Raw genomic sequence first — 18,979 nt, 5'->3', positions numbered from 1 at the left:
TTCCTTTAACTTTGAGTGGCGAACTTATTGAGATAGTCTTGATAAGCAGCTTTTAACCCAGTCTCCAGCCCAATTGTAGCTTCCCAACCAAGCGCCTTCATGCGGGAACTATCCATAAGCTTACGCGGCGCGCCATCGGGTTTCGTTGGATCAGTTTGAATTTCACCAGTGTAGCCTACTGTTTGAGCAACGATTTGTGCTAATCGAGAAATGGTTATGTCTTCGCCACAGCCAACGTTAATGTGGCTCAGCATAGGTTGGGTGAATTGCTCATATGTAGCCTTTGGAATATTCATCACATGGATGCTTGCTAAGGCCATGTCGTCCACATACAAAAATTCGCGCCGAGCCTGGCCCGTGCCCCAAATATTTACACTAGGTTTTCTGTCAATCTTGGCTTTGTGAAAACGACCTATAAGCGCGGGGATTACGTGAGCGTTTTCTGGATGATAGTTGTCGCCGGGACCATAAAGGTTGGTGGGCATGACGCTTCGGTAATCAAGCCCGTGGCTGGCGCCATATTGACGGTTGTAGCTCTCGCAAAGCTTGATTCCAGCAATTTTAGCAATTGCGTACGGCTCGTTGGTAGGCTCCAAGACGCCAGTAAGCAGCGCGTCTTCACGCATTGGCTGAGGAGCCAGTTTCGGGTAGATGCAACTTGAGCCAAGGAAAAGTAGCTTTTGTACCCCATAACGAAAGGCTGCGTGGATAACATTTGCCTGAATTATCAAGTTTTGGTAAATGAATTCAGCGGGAAATGCGTTATTAGCGTGGATTCCCCCCACTCTTGCAGCAGCCAGGTAGACTTGATCCGGCTTTTCGGTTAGAAAAAAATTGTCAACTGCCGCTTGGTTTGTGAGGTCCAACTCCGCGTGGCGCCGAGTGGAAATACGTTCTTCAGGGTGACCGAGCGCAATCAGTTGACGCACTATTGCTGAGCCTACCATGCCTTGGTGGCCTGCAACATATATTTTTGGGCTTGTAGTCATTTTTCAACCTTCACGGAGAACAACGCGAGAAGTTCTATTATGTTGGGTCTCGTCTAGATCAAAGCCGTAAATCGGTCTGATCGGCGTCAAATACTGATTTCAAATCGTAAAGTACATGTGTGGGTTTTCCAAAAGCGTTTAGGGCGTCCACCCCCATAGCTCGAAATTCGTCGTGGGGAACGGCAATGACCACCCCATCATAGACGCCAGCTTTGGGTAGTTTACATAATGAAATACCGTATTCCTGCTGCGCTTCACTAGGATTTATCCATGGGTCGTACACATCAACTACAATGCCGAAAGCCTCCAATTCAGCCACAACGTCCACGACGCGAGTGTTGCGTAGGTCAGGGCAGTTTTCTTTGAACGCCAATCCCATTATTAAAACGCGTGCATCGTGCACATTGATAGCACGTTGTATCATTGCGCGCACCAATTGACCCGCCACATATGCACCCATACCATCATTGATCCGGCGCCCCGCCAAGATCACCTGCGGGTGGTATCCCATGGCTTCGGCTTTATGGGTCAGATAATAGGGATCAACACCGATGCAATGTCCTCCCACCAGACCAGGTCGGAAGGGAAGAAAATTCCACTTTGTGCCGGCGGCTTGCAACACTGCCTCGGTATCAAGGCCCATCTTATTAAATATAATCGCCAATTCATTGACCAGCGCGATGTTGAGATCGCGCTGCGTATTTTCGATCACTTTAGCGGCCTCGGCAACCCGGATTGACGGCGCCTTGTGCGTCCCCGCCGTTACAATTGAGGCATAGAGCCCGTCTACAGTATTGGCCACTTCAGGGGTTGAGCCCGCTGTGACCTTTTTGATCGTTGTCAAACGATGTTCTTTATCGCCGGGATTTATACGTTCAGGGCTATAACCACAGAAGAAGTCCGTATTGAACGTTAACCCAGAAACGCGCTCCAACACGGGCACGCAGTCTTCTTCGGTGGCGCCAGGGTATACCGTGGACTCATAAATCACGATATCGCCACGTTTTAGCACAGCACCTACTGTCTCAGAAGCACGGATCAAAGGTGTCAGGTCAGGACGCTTTGAGGCATCAATCGGCGTGGGCACTGTGACGATAAAAATATTCGCTGCCTTCAAGTCATCTGCATTTGAGGAGTAGCGCAGTTTCTTCGCCTCCAATAATTCCGCATCCGACACCTCTAAGGTAGCGTCATGCCCCGCCTGCAGCGCTGCGATCCGAGCCTCATTCACGTCAAAGCCCATAACATCATATTTCTTGCCAAATTCCACGGCGAGGGGCAGCCCAACATATCCTAGCCCTATGACAGCAAGTTTATGCTCATGTCGTGTTCCTGAGATCACTTTACTGTTCTCTTCTTTTCGAGGCTGAGTTCATGGTCATCTGCACCAAATTCCGACATCAGGTCGTCAATTTCCGCTCTGATTGCTCGGTATTCATTCAATTTTCTGGCAAGAAAATCACCCGCAAGCGCGGACTTCTCCGCGAGGCCCTTCGGCGTCAAAAAATACGCGTAACGCAATTTATTCCTACTATCTCGAAAGTTTTTCACCTTAATCGCGCCAACATCGATCAATGCATTCACACAGTAATTTACACCGCCAGCACTGACCCCGAGCGCGTCCGCGATATCACGGTGGGACAATCTAGGGTTAGCCTCAAGGAGCCTTAGCACGCGAAATCGTAAGTCTTGGGAAGATTTCGATGAACGCGATGCAACACGGCTACCGCACTGAGCTTCAAATAACCGCCCAGCTTCTTTATGCGCATCAGATCTCTTGCACCCTGCGTTCACGAGTGAACGCATATCAAAGCACATAGATTGGTCAACCGAATTCTACGACCGCGGCAGAGAAGGGCCTACAATTTTTCTTTTTTTCAATGACAAGCACAAATTGAGATCCTCTCTTAATTGCTGCGCCTGCGTCACTCCCAAACACTGTGCTGCGCCGCCTCGAGGTAACGCGACAGCGTTGCAATTGACCTCCAACCCCCAGCCCGCGCAATGGCGACAGTGTCAAACCCGCGAACTAGTAGCTCTTGTGCAGCGCCTACGCGCAGTGAGTGCCCCGACAGCTCCAAGTGCTGAGACAAGCCCGCGCGCTTCGCTGCGGCCCTCACGGCGCGCACTACGGTAACAGGGTGAAGGCCACGCTCAATAGGCTGCCCACGATAGATGGGGCAAAATAAAAATGGAAAACCACAGCCTCGCTCGGCAATCCAATTGGCAACCAAGGTTGCCGTGTCCCGTGACGTAAACGCAAACCGCCCCAGACCCGTTTGGTCGCACTTGCTGCGGGATATCGTCACGCGGAGCGTTCCATTTTCACGGACTTCTAAGTCCGTATCACACAGAGAGACAATTTCAGCGCGACGGCCAAGGATTTCGTAACCGAGAGCGAGCATGGCCGCGTCTCTGCGACCTACCAAAGTGCAGGGCATCGCCGCGAGCATGCTCCGCAATTCTGCATGGGCGAGGCCCCGCGCCTGACGCGGAGGTGAGCGCCGGGCGCGGGCGAGCCGCCTCAACGCGAGCGCCACATCGTGGCCAGTGGTCGGATCACTGACGCCATTCAGTCGATGCAGCATCCCGACTGCGATCAGGTGGCGCCGCACTGTGCGTGCGAGGCAGTCTCGACCACAGGCCTCAACGAACTCTAGCACAATTGCCGGTGTGGCGGGCAAACTAGGATAGCCTCTGCCTTCACACCATAAAGTAAACTTTTGTGCATCGCGCTTGTAAGCTGTTACGGTGTTCGGCGCATAAGCGCCTTCCAAAGCTGCCAACGTAATCATATGCTTGCGTAAATCTCATAAAGTGACATATGTCATTTTTAGTGACAAAATGGAGATTGTCAATGATCACTGGCACACAAATCAGATCTGCTAGAGCGGCCTTGGGATGGAATATCACTCGGCTGTCAAATGAAACTCAGGTCAGTGAACGGACCATCATTCGCATGGAAGCCACCGACGGCGTTCCTAAGAGCACGGCAGCCAACATCAAAATTATCCGCCTCACACTGGAGGCCGCCGGAATCGAGTTCATAGGCGCCCCAGACGACCGGCCGGGGATACGCTTCAACCCCAAGCAAACCCAAAAATAATTTTTTAGTGGAGCAGCGCTAACAGCTTGCGACCAATTGCGGGTGCTAATACCCTAACGATATGCAGTGCCACTATTAAGGGTTAGCGCAATATGTTGATAGATGTAGCCATTACACATCCCCCCATCACCACGCCAGACGAAGACCCACGCGCGCTCGAAGCGTTGATGATAGCCCTCGGCGAGGAACTGAACCCAAAGACCCACCTCGAGCGGCGCCAAGTGGAACTCATCGCCTACTCTGAATGGGAAATTGTGCGCCACCGCCGCTTCAGCGCCCGCCTGCTCACACATGAGGCGCAGCGTGTGAGCGCAGAAGCACTGCGGGAGGAGCGCAGCCGATTGCTGCCCCCCAAAGCAGACCAGAATGCCAATAATTCGCAAGGCAAAGAAGCGGCGCGTGAGTCTATGAGTGAGTTCGGGGCGGTCGCCTACGCAAATCACCTAAACATCCACGCGCACCACGAGGTGAGCGTGGAACGACTAGAGGCCCGGCGCCGACAATTATTAAAAGACTTCCACGACTTGCAGGCGCGCCGTGCGCTGGCGAATATCGATGACGCTGAAGTCTCAGAGCCATGACGAGCGCCCTCAAGCGGCAGTCCAACCGCAAAAACGCGCGGCTTAGCACGGGGCCCAAAACCGCCGAAGGCCGCCGAAAATCCAGCCAAAACGCTCGGCGCCACGGTCTGAGTGCCGCGCCACCCGCGACTGAAATTCTCCACCACCTCAGACTGATACTTGGCGACCCTGTGGCGACGCCCGAAACTGCAGCCCAGACCCCGCGCGGCGCGGCGGCGCTCCAGCTTGCGACAGCCGAGGCGCGGCTCACCCATGCCCAGCGCCACGCCGCCGAAATCGTGGCCCGCGAAACCCCACACACCCTAGCTTACGAAATAGACTTGGTGCGCGGCGAGCTCGAAGACCTTGATTATCTCTTCAATATCGAGGGGCAGATATCAGGGCGCAAATTACTGCGCCAACTCACGGCGACGTCTGCGCGTTTTGACGAACGAGACCGCCGCGCCGCGCGCCGCCACTTACAGGACGCGCACGCGGGCCGGCGCAAGGCGCTAAAGAGATTCCTAGAGCTGGATCAATTTCACAAAACGAAGCCAAATTAGATTTTTAATTTAAATTATGTATAAAAATTCTTAAATGTCGCGAAATGTCAGTTATCAAACACGCGCGAAATCAATCTCATTTCCCAACGCGATCGCCCTGCCCCGCCCCAAGGGCGGTTTGCAAGATCAACCGAATGTCCAAAATCAGACCGCGCAGAGCGATGTAGCGGGCATCCCATGCAACGAGGCGCGCGGGGTCGCTCATGTCCACGCCCGCAACTTGGGCAAGACCTGAGATGCCAGGGCGAATGTCCAAAACACCCGCCTGACCACGCAGGCGCACCAATTCCTCTTGCGCAGGCAGGCAGGGGCGTGGGCCAATAAGGCTCATGTCACCCCAAAGCACGTTCCAAAGCTGCGGCAGCTCATCGAGTTTATATCGGCGCAGCTTGGCCCCCAAGGGCGTGACGGCGGCGCTAGACACCTCATGCGTGCCCGCCTGTTTCGTGCCAATCGCCATGGTGCGGAATTTATAGCAAGTGAAGACCTGCCCGCCACGGCCCACGCGCGGTTGCGCGAAAATTGCAGGGCCATCGCCCTCTTTGCGGATCAAAGCCCATAAGATCAGCATCGGCAGCGCGAATAGGATCAAGCCACCCACTGCGGCAGCTAAATCCATCACGCGGCTGACCGCGCGATAGGTGAGGTTGCCCCCCTGCCCGTCACTCAGCACAAGCTCACGCGGGGCCGTCCGCGCGTGATGACACAGCCACTCCGCCAGCCGCGTCACGGACAGGGTCGGCTTCAGCGCCGAAATCGGGCCAAAGGCAAACCGCGCCAGAGGCTTGGGTAAGCGGTTTAGATGGCGCAGCGCGCCCGCGAATGTCGCGCCATAAATCGCGGGCAGATAGAGATGCACGACATCCCCCCCCACCGCGTTAACTGCGGCGACACCATCGCGCTTGCTTTGCGCATAGGCGGATCGGTTGGCTGCCTCCAAAGCATGGGTTGAGCTGACATTGATAAACCGCACCCCCGCATCCTGCGCCGCCTGCGCAAGCGTGGCTGCGAATTCCACATTGACGGCCTGATAGGCGCTCAGGCTTGCCCCCGCGTCTGAATTCACCACCGCCAAATTGAGCAGCAGATCTGCCCCCTGCAGCACCTGCGATAGGTTTGCATAATCCGACACTGCGCAGTCGGGGAATTTCGCCTGCAGCGCCTGAGGGTCGCGGCCAAGCAGCATCACATCTGCGCCGCGCGCGCGCAATTCGGGCACCAACATTTGCCCCACAAACCCGCTCGCCCCTGCAATGACAATGCGCATGGCATCCCCCCTCATGTTGCGCCATGTTCTGTCTGATTGGGGCCGATATGGAAAGCCCCCAAACAGACAAAAGCCCCCCGAAACCACGGGGGGCTTTGCTAAAATATCACGCGAAGTGGCCTATGCGTCAGGCGAAAATTGCGTTCATCGTGGCCGAGGGGCGCATGACGGCTGCAACCTTTGCGGGGTCTGCGTGATAATAGCCGCCCAAATCCACAGCCGCACCACGAGCGGCGTGCAACTCTGCCAAAATCTGCGCCTCATGTTCCGCCAATGCTTTGGCGATCGGCGCAAATTCTGCGGCAAGCTTTGCATCCTCGCCTTGCGCGGCCAAGGCCTCGGCCCAGTAGCGCGCGAACCAGTAATGGCTGTCGCGGTTGTCAGGCTCGCCCACCTTGCGGCCAGGGCTGCGGTTATCGTCCAACACGCCTTGGGTCGCGGCCTCGACCGCTTCGCCCAAGATACGGGCTGCGGGATTGTTCTTTGTCTCCGCCAAGAACTTAAAGCTTTCACCAAGGGCGCAGAACTCGCCCAGACTGTCCCAACGCAGGTGGTTTTCACCTTGCAGCTGCTGCACATGTTTCGGGGCAGAGCCGCCTGCACCCGTCTCAAACAAACCACCGCCCTGCATCAACTTTACAATCGACAGCATCTTGGCCGATGTCGCCAATTCAAGGATGGGGAAGAGATCGGTCAGGTAATCGCGCAACACATTGCCTGTGATGGCGATATGGTTCTTACCTGCGCGGATCGTTTCTAGGGCTTTGCGGGTCGCTTCACGCGGCGCCATAATCGCGAATTTATCGGCCACACCGTGCGCTTCCAAAATCGGGCGCACATAGGCGATTAATTCCGCATCATGGGCGCGGGTTTCATCCAACCAAAACACCGCCTCGCAGCCTTCGGCGCGTTGACGATCAATCGCCAAATTCACCCAATCCTCAATCGGTGCCTTGCGTGCAGAGGCGGAACGCCAAATATCACCCGCCTCAACAGCGTGTTCATGGATCACTGTGCCATCTTCCAAGATCATCCGAACCGTGCCTTTTGCGGCCATTTCGAATGTGGTCGGGTGGCTACCATATTCTTCGGCCTTTTGCGCCATCAGGCCTATATTCTGCACTGTGCCGCAGGTGGCAGGATCAAGCTTGCCCGTTTCTTTGAAATACTTGATCGTCTCGTCATAGACGGGCGCGTAAGAATTATCAGGGATCACACAGACCGCGTCATGTTCCTTGCCATCTGGCCCCCAGCCTTTGCCACCTGCACGGATCAGCGCAGGCATGGATGCATCAACAATTACATCCGAGGGAACATGCAAATTGGTGATGCCGCGATCACTGTCGACCATATACATTGGCGGGCGCGCTGCCATGCAGGCGTCAATCGCCGCTTTGATATCGGCCTCACCTGCAATGCGGGCCATGAGATCACCCAAACCCGAATTGGGGTTGACGCCAAGTGCCGCCAAACGATCCCCAAATTCGTCAAAGACGGGCGCAAGATAGGCTTTGACCGCATGGCCAAAGATGATCGGGTCAGAGACCTTCATCATTGTGGCCTTCATATGCAGCGAGAACAGCACGCCATCTTTCTTCGTTTGTTCAATCTCAGCCGCCAGAAAATCGCTCAGCGCGGCGGCACTCATGAAGGTCGCATCAACAACCGTGCCCGCAGGGTAGCTGACTGCATCCTTCAAAACGGTTTCAGTGCCATCTTCCGCAACGTGAACGATGCGCGCGGTTGCGGCATCTTTCAGCGTGACCGATGTTTCATTACTGCGGAAATCGCCGCCCGACATGGCCGCAACGCGGGTTTTGCTATCCTTCGTCCACTCGCCCATGCGATGTGGGTTGGCCTGCGCATAGGCCTTCACGGCTTTAGCCGCGCGGCGGTCTGAATTCCCTTCACGCAAAACGGGGTTCACAGCAGAGCCTTTGATCGCATCATATTTCGCGCGCGCGTCTTTTTCCGCATCAGTTTTGGGGTTTTCTGGATAATCAGGGATCGCATAGCCCTGCCCCTGCAATTCTTTGATTGCGGCTTGCAATTGCGGCACAGAGGCCGAGATGTTTGGCAGCTTGATCACATTGGCATCCGCCGTTTTGACCAATTCCCCCAAGGCGGCCAGATCATCACTTTGGCGCTGATCGGCGGGCAATTGATCGGCAAATGCCGCCAAAATGCGCCCTGCCAGCGAAATGTCGCGCGTGCCAACCGATACACCCGCCGCCCGCGCAAAGCGCGCGATGATCGGCAAAAGCGAAGCCGAGGCAAGTTCAGGCGCTTCGTCAACTTTGGTATAGATGATATCTGGGGTCTGGTCGGTCATAGCTTTGGCTCCTTAGGGAGGATGATTTCGGCATCCCATAGTATACAATTGACCAAATGGGAAGCGTGAAGGTTGCCGCAGCACAAAATTTACAAGGGGCCTCACCCGAGGATGATCAGCCAAATTGATGAGGTCAAAACTGTCACGCCCGTGCCAACCAAAACCGAACTGGCCGCAACGCGCCGCCCTGCCCCATACATATTGGCAAACAGATAGGCATTGGCGCCTGGGGCCATCGCGGCGGTGATGACCACAGATTTCAGATCATCACTGGGAATATGCAAAATCTGCGATCCCATCATCCACCCAATTGCGGGATGCACAATCAGCGACAGGATCAAGACCATCGCGATCACCCGCACCTCGCCCTCAGGACGATAACGATAGAGCACCCCACCCAAGCCAAAAAGCGCGGTCGGCAGGGCCGCACGGGCCAAAAGGGCAATCCCATCCTCGACAACAACGGGCATGCCAAGCCCGATGAAATTCACAACAAACCCCGCCCCAATGGCCAAGGTCAGCGCATTGCGCGACAGCGCGCGCCCCACGGCAAGGGCCAAGATATGCGGGGCCACGCGGCCCGCCTTGACCCCCTCCATTGCGGTTACGCCCACCAGATAACAAAACGGGGCGTGCAGCGCGACAATCGCAAAATTCCCTGCAAGGCTATCGGGGCCATAAGCGCGCTCCATGATCGGCAGGCCCAACAGCACGGAATTGGCGAACATGGCCACAAAACCAATCGCCACCGCATCTGTCCAAACCCGCCCAAAGATGACGCGCGCCCCGAACATCCCCAAAAGGAACACAAGGATTGAGCCAGAATAATAGCTCAGCAGCAGCGGGAAATGGAAATCTTGGCTCAGATCAAGCCGCGCAATCGCCAAAAATAGCAGCGCAGGGATCGCAATCCCTTGTGAAAACTTCATGAGAAGGTCAACGCCTTCCTCAGAAAACAAGCCGCGCCAGACCATCACATAGCCAAAGCCAATGACGATAAAGACGGGCAAGACAACTTCAAGAAGGGCGGACATCCTCTAGAAATCCAAACTGATACGCAGCCCATCATAGGCGGGCGAGATATGCGCAGGCAATTCATCGCAAAGCGTTTGATAGTCCAAATCTAAATGCATATTGGTCAGGATTGCGCGGCGCGGGCGGGCGCGGGCAATCCAATCTAGGCTTTGCTCAAGATGCGCGTGGCTTGGGTGGGGCGTGCGGCGCAGCGCGTCCAAAATCCAACAATCCAAACCCGATAGCATCTCCCAGGCAGGCGCAGGAATGTCCGAGACATCCGGCAAATAGGCCACGTCACCGATGCGAAACCCTTTCGCCATGATGCGCCCGTGTTGCACATCGAATGGCTGCAGCGTCACAGGCCCGCCTGCCCCCGTCACCACAATCTCACCCTCAATCGGGTTCAGCGTCAGGATCGGTGGATAATCCGACCCTTCGGGCTGCACAAAGGCATAGCTAAAGCGGGATAAGAGATCGCTGGCCGTGGCTGCATCTGCCCAAACATTGAGGCGGGATTTCATGTTGAAAACGATCATGCGCAGATCATCCAAACCATGCACGTGATCCGCGTGTGAATGGGTGTAAACCACACCATCCAGCGCGCCCACATCTGCATCCAATAGCTGGGCGCGCATATCAGGCGAGGTATCAATCAAGACCCGCGTTGTGCCGCCCTCGCCCAAACGCTCCACCAAAAGCGAGCAGCGGCGGCGGCGGTTCTTGGGTTCACGCGGATCACAGGCGCCCCAATTGCCCCCCAAACGCGGCACCCCGCCTGATGAGCCGCAGCCAAGTATGGTATAACGCAGCTTGCCCATAACCCTAAACGCCCCCCTGCCATTGGGCGGCCTTGGAAAACAGCCTGTCAAAATTCGCACTGGTTGCCGCGGCGAATTCGGCAAGGCTGATGCCAAAGATATCCGCCCCCACCTGCGCGGTCAGGGCTGTATAGCTAGGCTCATTGCGCCGTCCGCGATGGGGCGGCGGGGCCAAATAGGGGCTGTCGGTTTCAACCAAAATCCGATCAAGGGACGCTTCGGCAAAAATGGCGCGCAACTCGCCCGATTTTGGGAAGGCCGCAATGCCCGACATTGAAAGATAAAACCCCAAATCCAATGCCGCGCGCGCCAATTCAGCCGAAGAGCTGAAACAATGCATCACGCAGGAATAAGGGCCGTTTGCATATCCTTCGCGCAGGATCTGCGCCATATCCTCATCTGCGGCGCGGGCATGGATGATCAAGGGCAGCCCTGTCTCGCGCGCGGCATCAATATGGATGCGCAAACTGTCTTTTTGCGCCTCTGCGCTATCGGCGGTGTAGTGATAATCCAGACCCGTCTCGCCTATGCCAACGAATTTTGGATGCGCTGCAAGGGCCACTAAATCCTCAACGGTGACGGGCGGTTGATCGGCCACGCTCATCGGATGAAGGCCCGCAGCCCAGAACACGGGCGCATGGCTCTCGGCAATGCTGCGCACCTGTGGAACATTGCCCATTTTGGTGCAAATCGTCACCATGCGGGACACACCCGCCTCCACGGCCCGCGCCACGACATCGCCCAATTCGCCTTCAAAATCGGGAAAATCCAGATGGCAATGGCTGTCGACCAATTGCGGGGTGGCATCAGAGGAGGGGGTCACGCGGTCACTCATGGGCTAAAAGATCAGTCTCGCAGATTATGGCACAGCAAGGGGGTGATGCGCCCCTCCAGGAGGATCACGCCATCACACGCGGTGCCGCTTTTTCGATGCTTATGATCATATCAAGGATCAAAGCGGCAGGGTCAAGGTTCACCGCGCGCCCCTGTCGTGCCTTGGCGGATAAACGATCCGCAAGATCGGCCCATCCCCGACCCTCATGGGGGCTTGGCGAAAGGCGCGCCAAAATTGCCCCCTCGCCCGTGACAATGTCGGGGGGCAGTGCGCCAGTTACCCCCACACGGGCCAAGCGCGCCAACAACCGATCCAACAGCGCAAGCATCAGATCAAACTGCGCTTCTCCTGCTTTGCCCGTGACCTGCTCGGAGAGGGCCATCGCTTGGGCGCGATCCAATCGCGGCAAGGTTCCAATCAGCGAAACCAAAGCGCCGTAAAGCGCCAAACCGCCCCCCTCAATCATCTGCGCGGCCACCCCAACCGATCCATTGGCCAACTCAACCACCGCGCGCGGGTCGTCCACTGCCACATCAATGCTGTGCATGGCTTGGGCCATCTCATCCGCCCCAAGCGGGTTAAGACGCAACGTGCGACAACGCGAGCGGATTGTGGGCAGAAGCTTCGCGGGTTGATGCGCAACCAAAAGCAAAATCGCATCCTCAGGCGGTTCTTCAAGCAGTTTGAGCAATGCATTGGCCGCGTTGCGGTTCATCTCATCCACCGCATCAACAATCACCACACGCCGCCCGCCATCTACGGCGGAAAGTCCAAAAAATTGGTTCAGGCGGCGCACTTCATCCACAGTGATTTCGGCGGAGAGCTTCTTGGTTTTTTCATTCCATCCGCGCCGCACCAGCAAAACCCGTGACTCAGACAGCGCGCGCAAACGCCGTGCCACGGCCCCCTCAGGATCAGTGACGAAGCCCTGCGGATCAGGCGGCATGTCGAACAAAGCCGCCCCTGCGTCATCGGGGCTGTTCAATAAATGCTCTGCCGCTTTCCACGCGAATGTAGCCTTGCCAATGCCCTTTGGCCCCGTAATCAGCCACGCGTGATGCATCCGATCAGAGGCAAGCGCCGCACAAAACTCGGTCACGGCGGCGGCGTGACCAATCAGTTGCGGGGCATGGCGCGGATGCGGCAGACCCTCGGCGGCATCCGCCTCTGGCAGGAGATCATCATCTTTCATAGCCGCGCCTCTACGATCCGCGCGATATCCTGTGCAATCGCCTCGGGCGCTTGATTGGCATCAACCATTGCGCAGCGGTCAGGAAAATCGCGGGCAAGCGCCTGAAACCCAGACCGCAGCCGCTCTTGAAAGGGCAGCCCCATGTCCTCGAACCGATCTTCGCCCGATTGCCGCGCCAACCCACGCGCCAAGGCCACAGCGGGGTCCATATCCAATATCAAGGTCAGGTCAGGCTCCACCCCGATCACACGGGCATGGATATCATCGACAAGATCGCGCAGATCGCCACGCGCAGCCCCCTGATAGACACGGGTGGAGTCCGCAAATCGATCACAAATCACCACGGCCCCACGGGCAAGCGCAGGCGCAATCGTGCGCTCAAGGTGATCACGGCGCGCGGCAGAAAAAAGCAAGATCTCCGTTTCGGGCGACCAGCGATCTGGATCCCCCTCGACCAACAGCTTGCGAATATCCTCTGCCCCCGCCGCACCGCCAGGTTCGCGTGTCTCAATCACATCACGGCCAAGGCCGCGCAGATGCGCCGCCAAAAGGCGGCTTTGCGTGGATTTTCCCGCCCCATCTATCCCTTCAAGACTGATAAACAGCCCGCTTGCCGCGCCCGACATTCAATTATCACTCAGGCTAGACACCTGACCCATCACGGCCGCCATAGCGCGCGAAGTTGCAGCCCCCAGACGCCCCATTATGCCTGCCTGCGCCACATCAGTGGCGGCAATCAAGGGCACTGTTGTCGGCGCCAGCCCCTCAACCGCGATGTGCAGCTCACCCAAAGGCGTGCCCGCCGCAATCGGCGCGGGAATAGGGCCAGACAGCGTAACCTCCGCCTCAAGCAACCCGCCCGTGACCGTCAATTGCGGCAAGAGCATCCGCACATCATCGGCCACTGTCAGAGGCACGGTTGGCGTTTCGCCCAAGAACACAGGCGCCTGCGCCAAAATATCCCCCGCTGCGATCACATCGCGCTCGACAAATTGACGAAAGGCCCAATTCACGATCCGCTCCGCCTCACCGGCGCGGGCATCCGCCGTAGGCAAGCCCGAAATCACAAAGGTCACGCGGCGATCGCCTTGCACGGCAGAGCCGACCAAACCATAGCCTGCCTCCTCGGTATGGCCCGTTTTCAGACCATCAGCCCCGATGCCCAATCCCAAAATCGGGTTGCGGTTAAAGCGATTGTCAGGCGCGCGGTTGTCGAAGGGAAATTCACGCTCGTTGAAATAGTGATAATATTGCGGAAACTCGGTGATCAGACGTTCCGCCAAAATGCCCAGATCGCGCATCGACATCACATGCCCCGCAGCGGGCCAGCCGCTGGCGTTGCGAAAGGTTGCCGTCTCCATCCCCAATTGCCGTGCGCGTTCTGTCATCAGTGCGGCAAATCCTGCCTCAGTGCCATCAGGGCTTAGCGCCTCGGCCAAAACCACCGTTGCGTCATTGCCAGACAGAACAACAATTCCGCGGATCAAATCCTCGACCCGAACGCGGTCGGTGGTGTTGAGAAACATGGTTGAGCCACCAAAGGACATGGCATGCTCTGAGACAGGCAATGAGGTGTCTAACGTGAGGCGCCCATCTTCCAGTGCCTCAAACGTCATGTTCAACGTCATCAGCTTGGACATCGAGGCAGGCGGCAAGGGCACATCCGCATTCAGAGCGAACAGAACCTGCCCTGAATTGTGATCCACCACATAGGCCGATCCTGCCTGTGTCTCAAACCCTTGGGCCTTGACCGCCTGAGGCAGCAAAATTCCCAAGGCCAAGGCCAAACTGCAGCCAAAACTGCCGAGTGTCTTTGCCAATGTCACGCCCATTCCCCACCTGTCACTCGACCCGCAGGGCTTGGCTGCGGGTTCAATTGGTTACAAAATACGCATCTTGGAAGCCAAGCCTGCGTGCAACGTCCAGATTATTGGCCCGCTCCGCAGTTGTCGAGGCAGGCCCGACCACCACCCGCCAAAAACGGCGGCCATTGGAGGTCTGATCATAGATGGTGGGCTGCAATCCAGAATTTCGCAAGGCCTGCGCGGTGTTATTTGCATTTTCTTGCACTGCAAAAATGCCAATTTGCACGAAAGGCCGCTCAAGGGCGCTTGTCGCAACGGGTGCGGGGCTTGCGGCAGGTGCAGGCGCAACGGGGGCAGCAGAGGCAGGCCTATCCAAAGGCAAGGCGGCAATCGTCTCGGCCCCGCCCGCATCAGGCCCGTCATAATTCGGCGGCGCAATCCCTTCGGCAGGGGTGGCCAAGGCGATATCCTCCGCGACCTCCTCGCGGCGCAAGGCGGTGACGTTCAACATCGAGGGCGCCCCCGCCAGTAGCCCCAAAGCCGAAGCTGCGTCAGATGACACCTGAAGCGCAGGCCCAGGATTGTCGCGTTCACGGCGGAACAACGCACCAATCACAAAGCGCCCATTGGCCTCGTTGCGAATAATCACCCGCTCGGGATCCGTGGCTGACGGGTGCGCCACCCAAACACCGCCCAAGGAGGGCCGCCCATCCCAAAGCCCGTCTTCGGTCACCTGAAACACATCGGGCGCCTCAACATCGCGCTCGACCAAACGGGTCGTGCCAGTATCAGCAAGGCTTGGATCGGCCGCATTCCCCGTGAGCCCCGTCTGACACCCGCCAAGCCCGAAAGCCGCCACCACCAAAAGGGCATAGATCGGCCTTGCCCGTCCAAAAAAGGAAAAATCCATCTGCCCTACCCTGTTCTCAATCTGATGCCGCGCGCCCATCTGGGTGCAATTGTTATTTTTGCACGAATAATACACATGAAAAAGCAACCTGAAAACCCATGTCGCGCAATTTTGACTACGGATGAATCCACAACCGCAGCCCCCCTTCCAGAATCGCCCTCCACAAGCTATCCCGCCCAAGTCGGAGGAGTGGCAGAGTGGTTTAATGCACCGGTCTTGAAAACCGACGTACGTCAAAAGCGTACCGTGGGTTCGAATCCCACCTCCTCCGCCATCAGGCATCATATTTTCATGAAAATAATGGCTCTAAGCTACTGATTTACCTCGAAAATGATAGTTCGAGGCCGCCTTTGCGTGCCAGTAGAGTAGACCAAAATGAAGACCATTTCTGTCCCATACACATTCACAAAGGCAGGCTACTTTTACTTCAGCAGGCGTGTTCCTAGGGATTTAGTCTCTCAGTATCGAAGCAAGCGTGTTGTCATTGCTTTGAAGACACGATCTGCTCATCAGGCGAGGGCTTTGGCAGGGGCTAATGCTGCTAAGCTTGAGGCTTATTGGGTGCAGCTACGATTAGCATCTTCGGATATTCCGGGCCTGCATCTCGTAAAATCAGGTGTTAGGTCAAATTCTGCCTATTCCTTGGTGAATACTGTTGAGCCTGTTTCAGAAGACCAAACAACGCTGTTGGATGCTTTGCAGATATATCTGCGTCACAAGGCCAAGGGTCGCCCTAAGACATTCACAGCAGCCGCTGAGCGATCCACAGCCTATGTGATCAAAGTAGCAGGCAATAAGGCACTTCAGGAATACACTCGGGCAGATGCTTTGAAATTCCGAGATTGGTTAGTTGCAAAAGGTCTAGCCGGCAGCTCTGTCACGCGTAATTTTTCGCACATCAAAGCCATCATCAATTTCGCCTGTTCAGAACTGGCGATCGAAATGCGGAACCCTTTCTCTGGCGTATTTCATGACCGCACAGCGGGGGTTGTTGCGAGAAAGCCGATACCACTTGAGAGCATCCGAAACATTCAAGCGGCATGTAGGGATATTGATGATGATATGCGGTGGCTGGTTGCTCTAATTTCCGATACTGGAATGCGTTTGGCTGAGGCTGCTGGCCTTCTGAAGTCGGACATCATTCTTGATCACGATACGCCGCATGTAAGGCTCATCAAGCACCCTTGGCGCAACTTGAAGACCCAAGGCAGCCAAAGATTGATTCCGCTCGTAGGTGACTCTCTGTGGGCCGCTGAGAGGCTCCTGCAGGCTGATACAGCGTCACAGTTCGCCTTCCCTAGATACAATCGCCAGACGACCACTTCAGCCAACGCTGCAAGCGCTGCGTTGAACAAATGGCTCAGCCCATATGTTCCTGAAGGATGCACGATGCACAGCTTCCGCCATTCGTTCCGAGATCGCCTCAGGCAGATTGAATGTCCAACTGAAATAGCTGACCAACTCGGTGGTTGGGCCTCATACTCCGTGGGTCAAGGATATGGCGAGGGCTATTCTCTGGAAGTGTTAGCTTCGTGGATCTCGCGAGCGGCATGAATTGATCAGCGAACGCGCCACAGCATCTGCATGTGTCTTTTCCAAAAATTCGAGTCGGAATTGCTACACAATTAATACCCTTCTCGCAGATATGATGTTAAAATTGTTAGCGATATCAATTATATAAACTGCTCAAAAATGAGGCATTCTTTGCCTGCATTGTTCACAATTTTTTGATCTGAGCCATTCTAACACTGATAATTGCCTACCATTGTATGCGTGGCTGATATGCTTCCAGCAAGGAGGTCGGGATGCCTGAAAAGCAGATCATATCCCTTGCTCATTGTGCGTTTGCGGTGGCAATTATTGTCGGTGAAGCCGCTGCTGCCGGCGGACTTCTGAGCGAGAGACCCACAAATCAACGTGTGGTCATAGGCAGTGAGAATAGAATTGTTGTAAGCAACTTCATCAACAATTTTTTCAATGTTCAACGCCGTAGTTTCCAACGTCGTTCAGATGATAGCGGTTCTAGCGGGAATGAAACAGTGTCGGCTGGGACCAGTGGAGGTTCTGCAGGCACAAACTCTGGCACTAATACTTCTGGATCAGGCGCTGGAGGAAACTCGGGTGGCGGCGACACTGGAGGAGGCTCCGGCAATGCCGGTGGTGGCGGTGCGGCAGGCGGAGGATCAAGCAATGCTGGCGGAGGTGCAGCCGGCGGCGTAGGTGGAGGATCAAGTAATGCCGGCGGAGGTGCAGCCGGCGGCGTAGGTGGAGGATCAAGTAATGCCGGCGGAGGTGCAGCCGGCGGCGTAGGTGGAGGATCAAGTAATGCCGGCGGAGGTGCAGCCGGCGGCGTAGGTGGAGGATCAAGTAATGCCGGCGGAGGTGCAGCCGGCGGCGTAGGTGGAGGATCAAGTAATGCCGGCGGAGGTGCAGCCGGCGGCGTAGGTGGAGGATCAAGTAATGCCGGCGGAGGTGCAGCCGGCGGCGTAGGTGGAGGATCAAGTAATGCCGGCGGAGGTGCAGCCGGCGGCGTAGGTGGAGGATCAAGTAATGCCGGCGGAGGTGCAGCCGGCGGCGTAGGTGGAGGATCAAGTAATGCCGGCGGAGGTGCAGCCGGCGGCGTAGGTGGAGGATCAAGTAATGCCGGCGGAGGTGCAGCCGGCGGCGTAGGTGGAGGATCAAGTAATGCCGGCGGAGGTGCAGCCGGCGGCGTAGGTGGAGGATCAAGTAATGCCGGCGGAGGTGCAGCCGGCGGCGTAGGTGGAGGATCAAGTAATGCCGGCGGAGGTGCAGCCGGCGGCGTAGGTGGAGGATCAAGTAATGCCGGCGGAGGTGCAGCCGGCGGCGTAGGTGGAGGATCAAGTAATGCCGGCGGAGGTGCAGCCGGCGGCGTAGGTGGAGGATCAAGTAATGCCGGCGGAGGTGCAGCCGGCGGCGTAGGTGGAGGATCAAGTAATGCCGGCGGAGGTGCAGGACGTGGCGGACGCCCTTAGCGTAAGTGAAAAAGAGGACTACTACAGAATATCGGCCCTCTCCAAACTGCAGGGTGAAAAATGCAAGCTATCGTTGATCAAGATAATTTGCTTGCTGTTTACGATATGTGCGATCCCGACAAGCAGTTGGGCTGAAACATTTCGCTTGGAATGTAGACGCATCTACGTAGATACAACGCCATTCTTCCACTACACCCATGCGGACTTATGGCACCCGACTAATTTTTCCATCGAAGTTCACGACGACATTGCGCATTACTCAGTTGGCCTTGATGGTCGAGTGGGCCATGATGAATGGGACAGATACGAATTTGATTTTTCGGTCATTTCACCAAACAACAACGCCACGCGGTGGGATATGACCATCCTCTACATCCCAAGCACTCACCGATATATGAAACGTATAGTTGCGCCAGCTCCATACGTTCAAGGTAGTGGGTCGCAAGGTGTGTGTGAAAGAATTGAAGGCTAAGCCTCAAGCTTAGCAGCATTAGCCCCTGCCAAAGCCCTCGCCTGATGAGCAGATCGTGTCTTCAAAGCAATGACAACACGCTTGCTTCGATACTGAGAGACTAAATCCCTAGGAACACGC

General features: G+C 56.3%; 20 protein-coding genes and 1 tRNA gene. 7 read left to right on the top strand and 14 right to left on the bottom strand.

All coding sequences use genetic code 11. The annotated features are described in order from the left end of the window. Positions 1–5 precede the first annotated feature (5 nt). The 4 genes from RYZ18_RS00100 to RYZ18_RS00085 all read right to left on the bottom strand — a co-directional run bounded on the left by RYZ18_RS00100 (position 6) and on the right by RYZ18_RS00085 (position 3,784). A complete protein-coding gene (locus RYZ18_RS00100) occupies positions 6–989 on the bottom strand; it encodes a GDP-L-fucose synthase (protein WP_317654297.1) in 984 nt (327 codons plus the stop codon). A 58-nt stretch (positions 990–1,047) separates the two neighbouring features. Beyond that, entirely contained in the window at positions 1,048–2,331 is a 1,284-nt protein-coding gene (gene tviB, locus RYZ18_RS00095; RefSeq protein ID WP_411567064.1) for a Vi polysaccharide biosynthesis UDP-N-acetylglucosamine C-6 dehydrogenase TviB, read from the bottom strand. Next, positions 2,328–2,795 carry a MarR family EPS-associated transcriptional regulator gene (locus RYZ18_RS00090; RefSeq protein ID WP_317654296.1) on the bottom strand — a complete coding sequence of 156 codons (468 nt, stop codon included), beginning with the start codon at positions 2,793–2,795 and terminating at the stop codon, positions 2,328–2,330. Before RYZ18_RS00090 ends, tviB begins: the two co-directional genes overlap by 4 nt. 119 nt (positions 2,796–2,914) lie before the next feature. Beyond that, positions 2,915–3,784 (bottom strand): tyrosine-type recombinase/integrase, encoded by an 870-nt coding sequence (locus tag RYZ18_RS00085; RefSeq protein ID WP_317654295.1) that lies wholly within the window; start codon positions 3,782–3,784, stop codon positions 2,915–2,917. 62 nt (positions 3,785–3,846) lie between these two features. Here RYZ18_RS00085 and RYZ18_RS00080 point away from each other — a divergent pair, with 62 nt between their 5' ends. The 3 genes from RYZ18_RS00080 to RYZ18_RS00070 all read left to right on the top strand — a co-directional run bounded on the left by RYZ18_RS00080 (position 3,847) and on the right by RYZ18_RS00070 (position 5,218). Then, a complete protein-coding gene (locus RYZ18_RS00080) occupies positions 3,847–4,095 on the top strand; it encodes a transcriptional regulator (RefSeq protein WP_317654294.1) in 249 nt (82 codons plus the stop codon). A gap of 92 nt (positions 4,096–4,187) precedes the next feature. Beyond that, positions 4,188–4,676 (top strand): hypothetical protein, encoded by a 489-nt coding sequence (locus tag RYZ18_RS00075; RefSeq protein ID WP_317654293.1) that lies wholly within the window; start codon positions 4,188–4,190, stop codon positions 4,674–4,676. Further along, positions 4,673–5,218: a hypothetical protein gene (locus tag RYZ18_RS00070; protein WP_317654292.1), complete on the top strand. Its 546-nt coding sequence runs from the start codon at positions 4,673–4,675 to the stop codon at positions 5,216–5,218. The genes RYZ18_RS00075 and RYZ18_RS00070 overlap by 4 nt, the downstream gene beginning before the upstream one ends. Before the next feature lie 76 nt (positions 5,219–5,294). Here the strand turns inward: RYZ18_RS00070 and RYZ18_RS00065 are convergent, their stop codons facing one another. The 9 genes from RYZ18_RS00065 to RYZ18_RS00025 all read right to left on the bottom strand — a co-directional run bounded on the left by RYZ18_RS00065 (position 5,295) and on the right by RYZ18_RS00025 (position 15,394). Beyond that, positions 5,295–6,485 carry a sugar transferase gene (locus tag RYZ18_RS00065; RefSeq protein WP_317654291.1) on the bottom strand — a complete coding sequence of 397 codons (1,191 nt, stop codon included), beginning with the start codon at positions 6,483–6,485 and terminating at the stop codon, positions 5,295–5,297. 127 nt (positions 6,486–6,612) lie between these two features. Beyond that, complete coding sequence (locus RYZ18_RS00060; RefSeq protein WP_317654290.1) at positions 6,613–8,817, bottom strand: NADP-dependent isocitrate dehydrogenase; 2,205 nt, start codon at positions 8,815–8,817, stop codon at positions 6,613–6,615. 101 nt (positions 8,818–8,918) lie between these two features. Then, positions 8,919–9,851 (bottom strand): AEC family transporter, encoded by a 933-nt coding sequence (locus RYZ18_RS00055; protein WP_317654289.1) that lies wholly within the window; start codon positions 9,849–9,851, stop codon positions 8,919–8,921. Positions 9,852–9,854: 3 nt separating this feature from the next. Beyond that, entirely contained in the window at positions 9,855–10,652 is a 798-nt protein-coding gene (locus RYZ18_RS00050; protein ID WP_317654288.1) for an MBL fold metallo-hydrolase, read from the bottom strand. 4 nt (positions 10,653–10,656) lie between these two features. After that, the gene (locus RYZ18_RS00045; RefSeq protein WP_317654287.1) at positions 10,657–11,487 is read right to left on the bottom strand and encodes a TatD family hydrolase; all 831 of its coding nucleotides are present in this window, start codon (positions 11,485–11,487) and stop codon (positions 10,657–10,659) included. A gap of 64 nt (positions 11,488–11,551) precedes the next feature. Further along, complete coding sequence (locus RYZ18_RS00040; RefSeq protein WP_317654286.1) at positions 11,552–12,679, bottom strand: DNA polymerase III subunit delta'; 1,128 nt, start codon at positions 12,677–12,679, stop codon at positions 11,552–11,554. Further along, positions 12,676–13,305: a dTMP kinase gene (tmk, locus tag RYZ18_RS00035; RefSeq protein WP_317654285.1), complete on the bottom strand. Its 630-nt coding sequence runs from the start codon at positions 13,303–13,305 to the stop codon at positions 12,676–12,678. The genes RYZ18_RS00040 and tmk overlap by 4 nt, the downstream gene beginning before the upstream one ends. Then, positions 13,306–14,499, bottom strand: coding sequence for a D-alanyl-D-alanine carboxypeptidase family protein (locus tag RYZ18_RS00030; protein WP_411567063.1), 1,194 nt, complete (start codon positions 14,497–14,499; stop codon positions 13,306–13,308). A 52-nt stretch (positions 14,500–14,551) separates the two neighbouring features. Beyond that, the gene (locus RYZ18_RS00025; RefSeq protein ID WP_317654283.1) at positions 14,552–15,394 is read right to left on the bottom strand and encodes an SPOR domain-containing protein; all 843 of its coding nucleotides are present in this window, start codon (positions 15,392–15,394) and stop codon (positions 14,552–14,554) included. A 183-nt stretch (positions 15,395–15,577) separates the two neighbouring features. Here RYZ18_RS00025 and RYZ18_RS00020 point away from each other — a divergent pair. The 4 genes from RYZ18_RS00020 to RYZ18_RS00005 all read left to right on the top strand — a co-directional run bounded on the left by RYZ18_RS00020 (position 15,578) and on the right by RYZ18_RS00005 (position 18,859). Continuing rightward, positions 15,578–15,668: transfer RNA gene (locus RYZ18_RS00020), tRNA-Ser, on the top strand. Between the two features lie 101 nt (positions 15,669–15,769). Beyond that, positions 15,770–16,948, top strand: coding sequence for a DUF6538 domain-containing protein (locus tag RYZ18_RS00015; protein ID WP_317654282.1), 1,179 nt, complete (start codon positions 15,770–15,772; stop codon positions 16,946–16,948). Positions 16,949–17,371: 423 nt separating this feature from the next. Next, the gene (locus tag RYZ18_RS00010) at positions 17,372–17,614 is read left to right on the top strand and encodes a hypothetical protein (RefSeq protein ID WP_317654281.1); all 243 of its coding nucleotides are present in this window, start codon (positions 17,372–17,374) and stop codon (positions 17,612–17,614) included. Positions 17,615–18,349: 735 nt separating this feature from the next. Beyond that, a complete protein-coding gene (locus RYZ18_RS00005; protein WP_317654280.1) occupies positions 18,350–18,859 on the top strand; it encodes a hypothetical protein in 510 nt (169 codons plus the stop codon). Here the strand turns inward: RYZ18_RS00005 and RYZ18_RS14185 are convergent. After that, on the bottom strand, positions 18,856–18,979 hold a 124-nt coding region (locus tag RYZ18_RS14185), incomplete at its 5' end, for a DUF6538 domain-containing protein (RefSeq protein WP_411567084.1). The genes RYZ18_RS00005 and RYZ18_RS14185 overlap by 4 nt on opposite strands.

This window comes from Roseovarius sp. 10, assembly GCF_033100315.1.
Classification (GTDB): Bacteria; Pseudomonadota; Alphaproteobacteria; order Rhodobacterales; family Rhodobacteraceae; genus M30B80.
The sequence above is the reverse complement of the archived record's forward strand: the minus strand, read 5'-3'. Positions and strand labels throughout refer to the sequence as shown.

Excerpts from the sequence above, each read along its gene's own strand:
- RYZ18_RS00005 (WP_317654280.1), top strand. The coding sequence starts at position 18,350 with ATGCCGGCGGAGGTGCAGGACGTGGCGGACGCCCTTAGCGTAAGTGAA.
- RYZ18_RS00070 (WP_317654292.1), top strand. The coding sequence starts at position 4,673 with ATGACGAGCGCCCTCAAGCGGCAGTCCAACCGCAAAAACGCGCGGCTT.
- RYZ18_RS00100 (WP_317654297.1), bottom strand. The coding sequence starts at position 989 with ATGACTACAAGCCCAAAAATATATGTTGCAGGCCACCAAGGCATGGTA.
- RYZ18_RS00060 (WP_317654290.1), bottom strand. The coding sequence starts at position 8,817 with ATGACCGACCAGACCCCAGATATCATCTATACCAAAGTTGACGAAGCG.
- RYZ18_RS00025 (WP_317654283.1), bottom strand. The coding sequence starts at position 15,394 with ATGGATTTTTCCTTTTTTGGACGGGCAAGGCCGATCTATGCCCTTTTG.
- tmk (WP_317654285.1), bottom strand. The coding sequence starts at position 13,305 with ATGTCGGGCGCGGCAAGCGGGCTGTTTATCAGTCTTGAAGGGATAGAT.
- RYZ18_RS00085 (WP_317654295.1), bottom strand. The coding sequence starts at position 3,784 with ATGATTACGTTGGCAGCTTTGGAAGGCGCTTATGCGCCGAACACCGTA.
- RYZ18_RS00045 (WP_317654287.1), bottom strand. The coding sequence starts at position 11,487 with ATGAGTGACCGCGTGACCCCCTCCTCTGATGCCACCCCGCAATTGGTC.
- RYZ18_RS00065 (WP_317654291.1), bottom strand. The coding sequence starts at position 6,485 with ATGCGCATTGTCATTGCAGGGGCGAGCGGGTTTGTGGGGCAAATGTTG.
- RYZ18_RS00090 (WP_317654296.1), bottom strand. The coding sequence starts at position 2,795 with ATGCGTTCACTCGTGAACGCAGGGTGCAAGAGATCTGATGCGCATAAA.
- RYZ18_RS00075 (WP_317654293.1), top strand. The coding sequence starts at position 4,188 with ATGTTGATAGATGTAGCCATTACACATCCCCCCATCACCACGCCAGAC.
- RYZ18_RS00010 (WP_317654281.1), top strand. The coding sequence starts at position 17,372 with ATGTTCAACGCCGTAGTTTCCAACGTCGTTCAGATGATAGCGGTTCTA.
- RYZ18_RS00080 (WP_317654294.1), top strand. The coding sequence starts at position 3,847 with ATGATCACTGGCACACAAATCAGATCTGCTAGAGCGGCCTTGGGATGG.
- RYZ18_RS00040 (WP_317654286.1), bottom strand. The coding sequence starts at position 12,679 with ATGAAAGATGATGATCTCCTGCCAGAGGCGGATGCCGCCGAGGGTCTG.
- RYZ18_RS00050 (WP_317654288.1), bottom strand. The coding sequence starts at position 10,652 with ATGGGCAAGCTGCGTTATACCATACTTGGCTGCGGCTCATCAGGCGGG.
- RYZ18_RS00055 (WP_317654289.1), bottom strand. The coding sequence starts at position 9,851 with ATGTCCGCCCTTCTTGAAGTTGTCTTGCCCGTCTTTATCGTCATTGGC.
- RYZ18_RS00015 (WP_317654282.1), top strand. The coding sequence starts at position 15,770 with ATGAAGACCATTTCTGTCCCATACACATTCACAAAGGCAGGCTACTTT.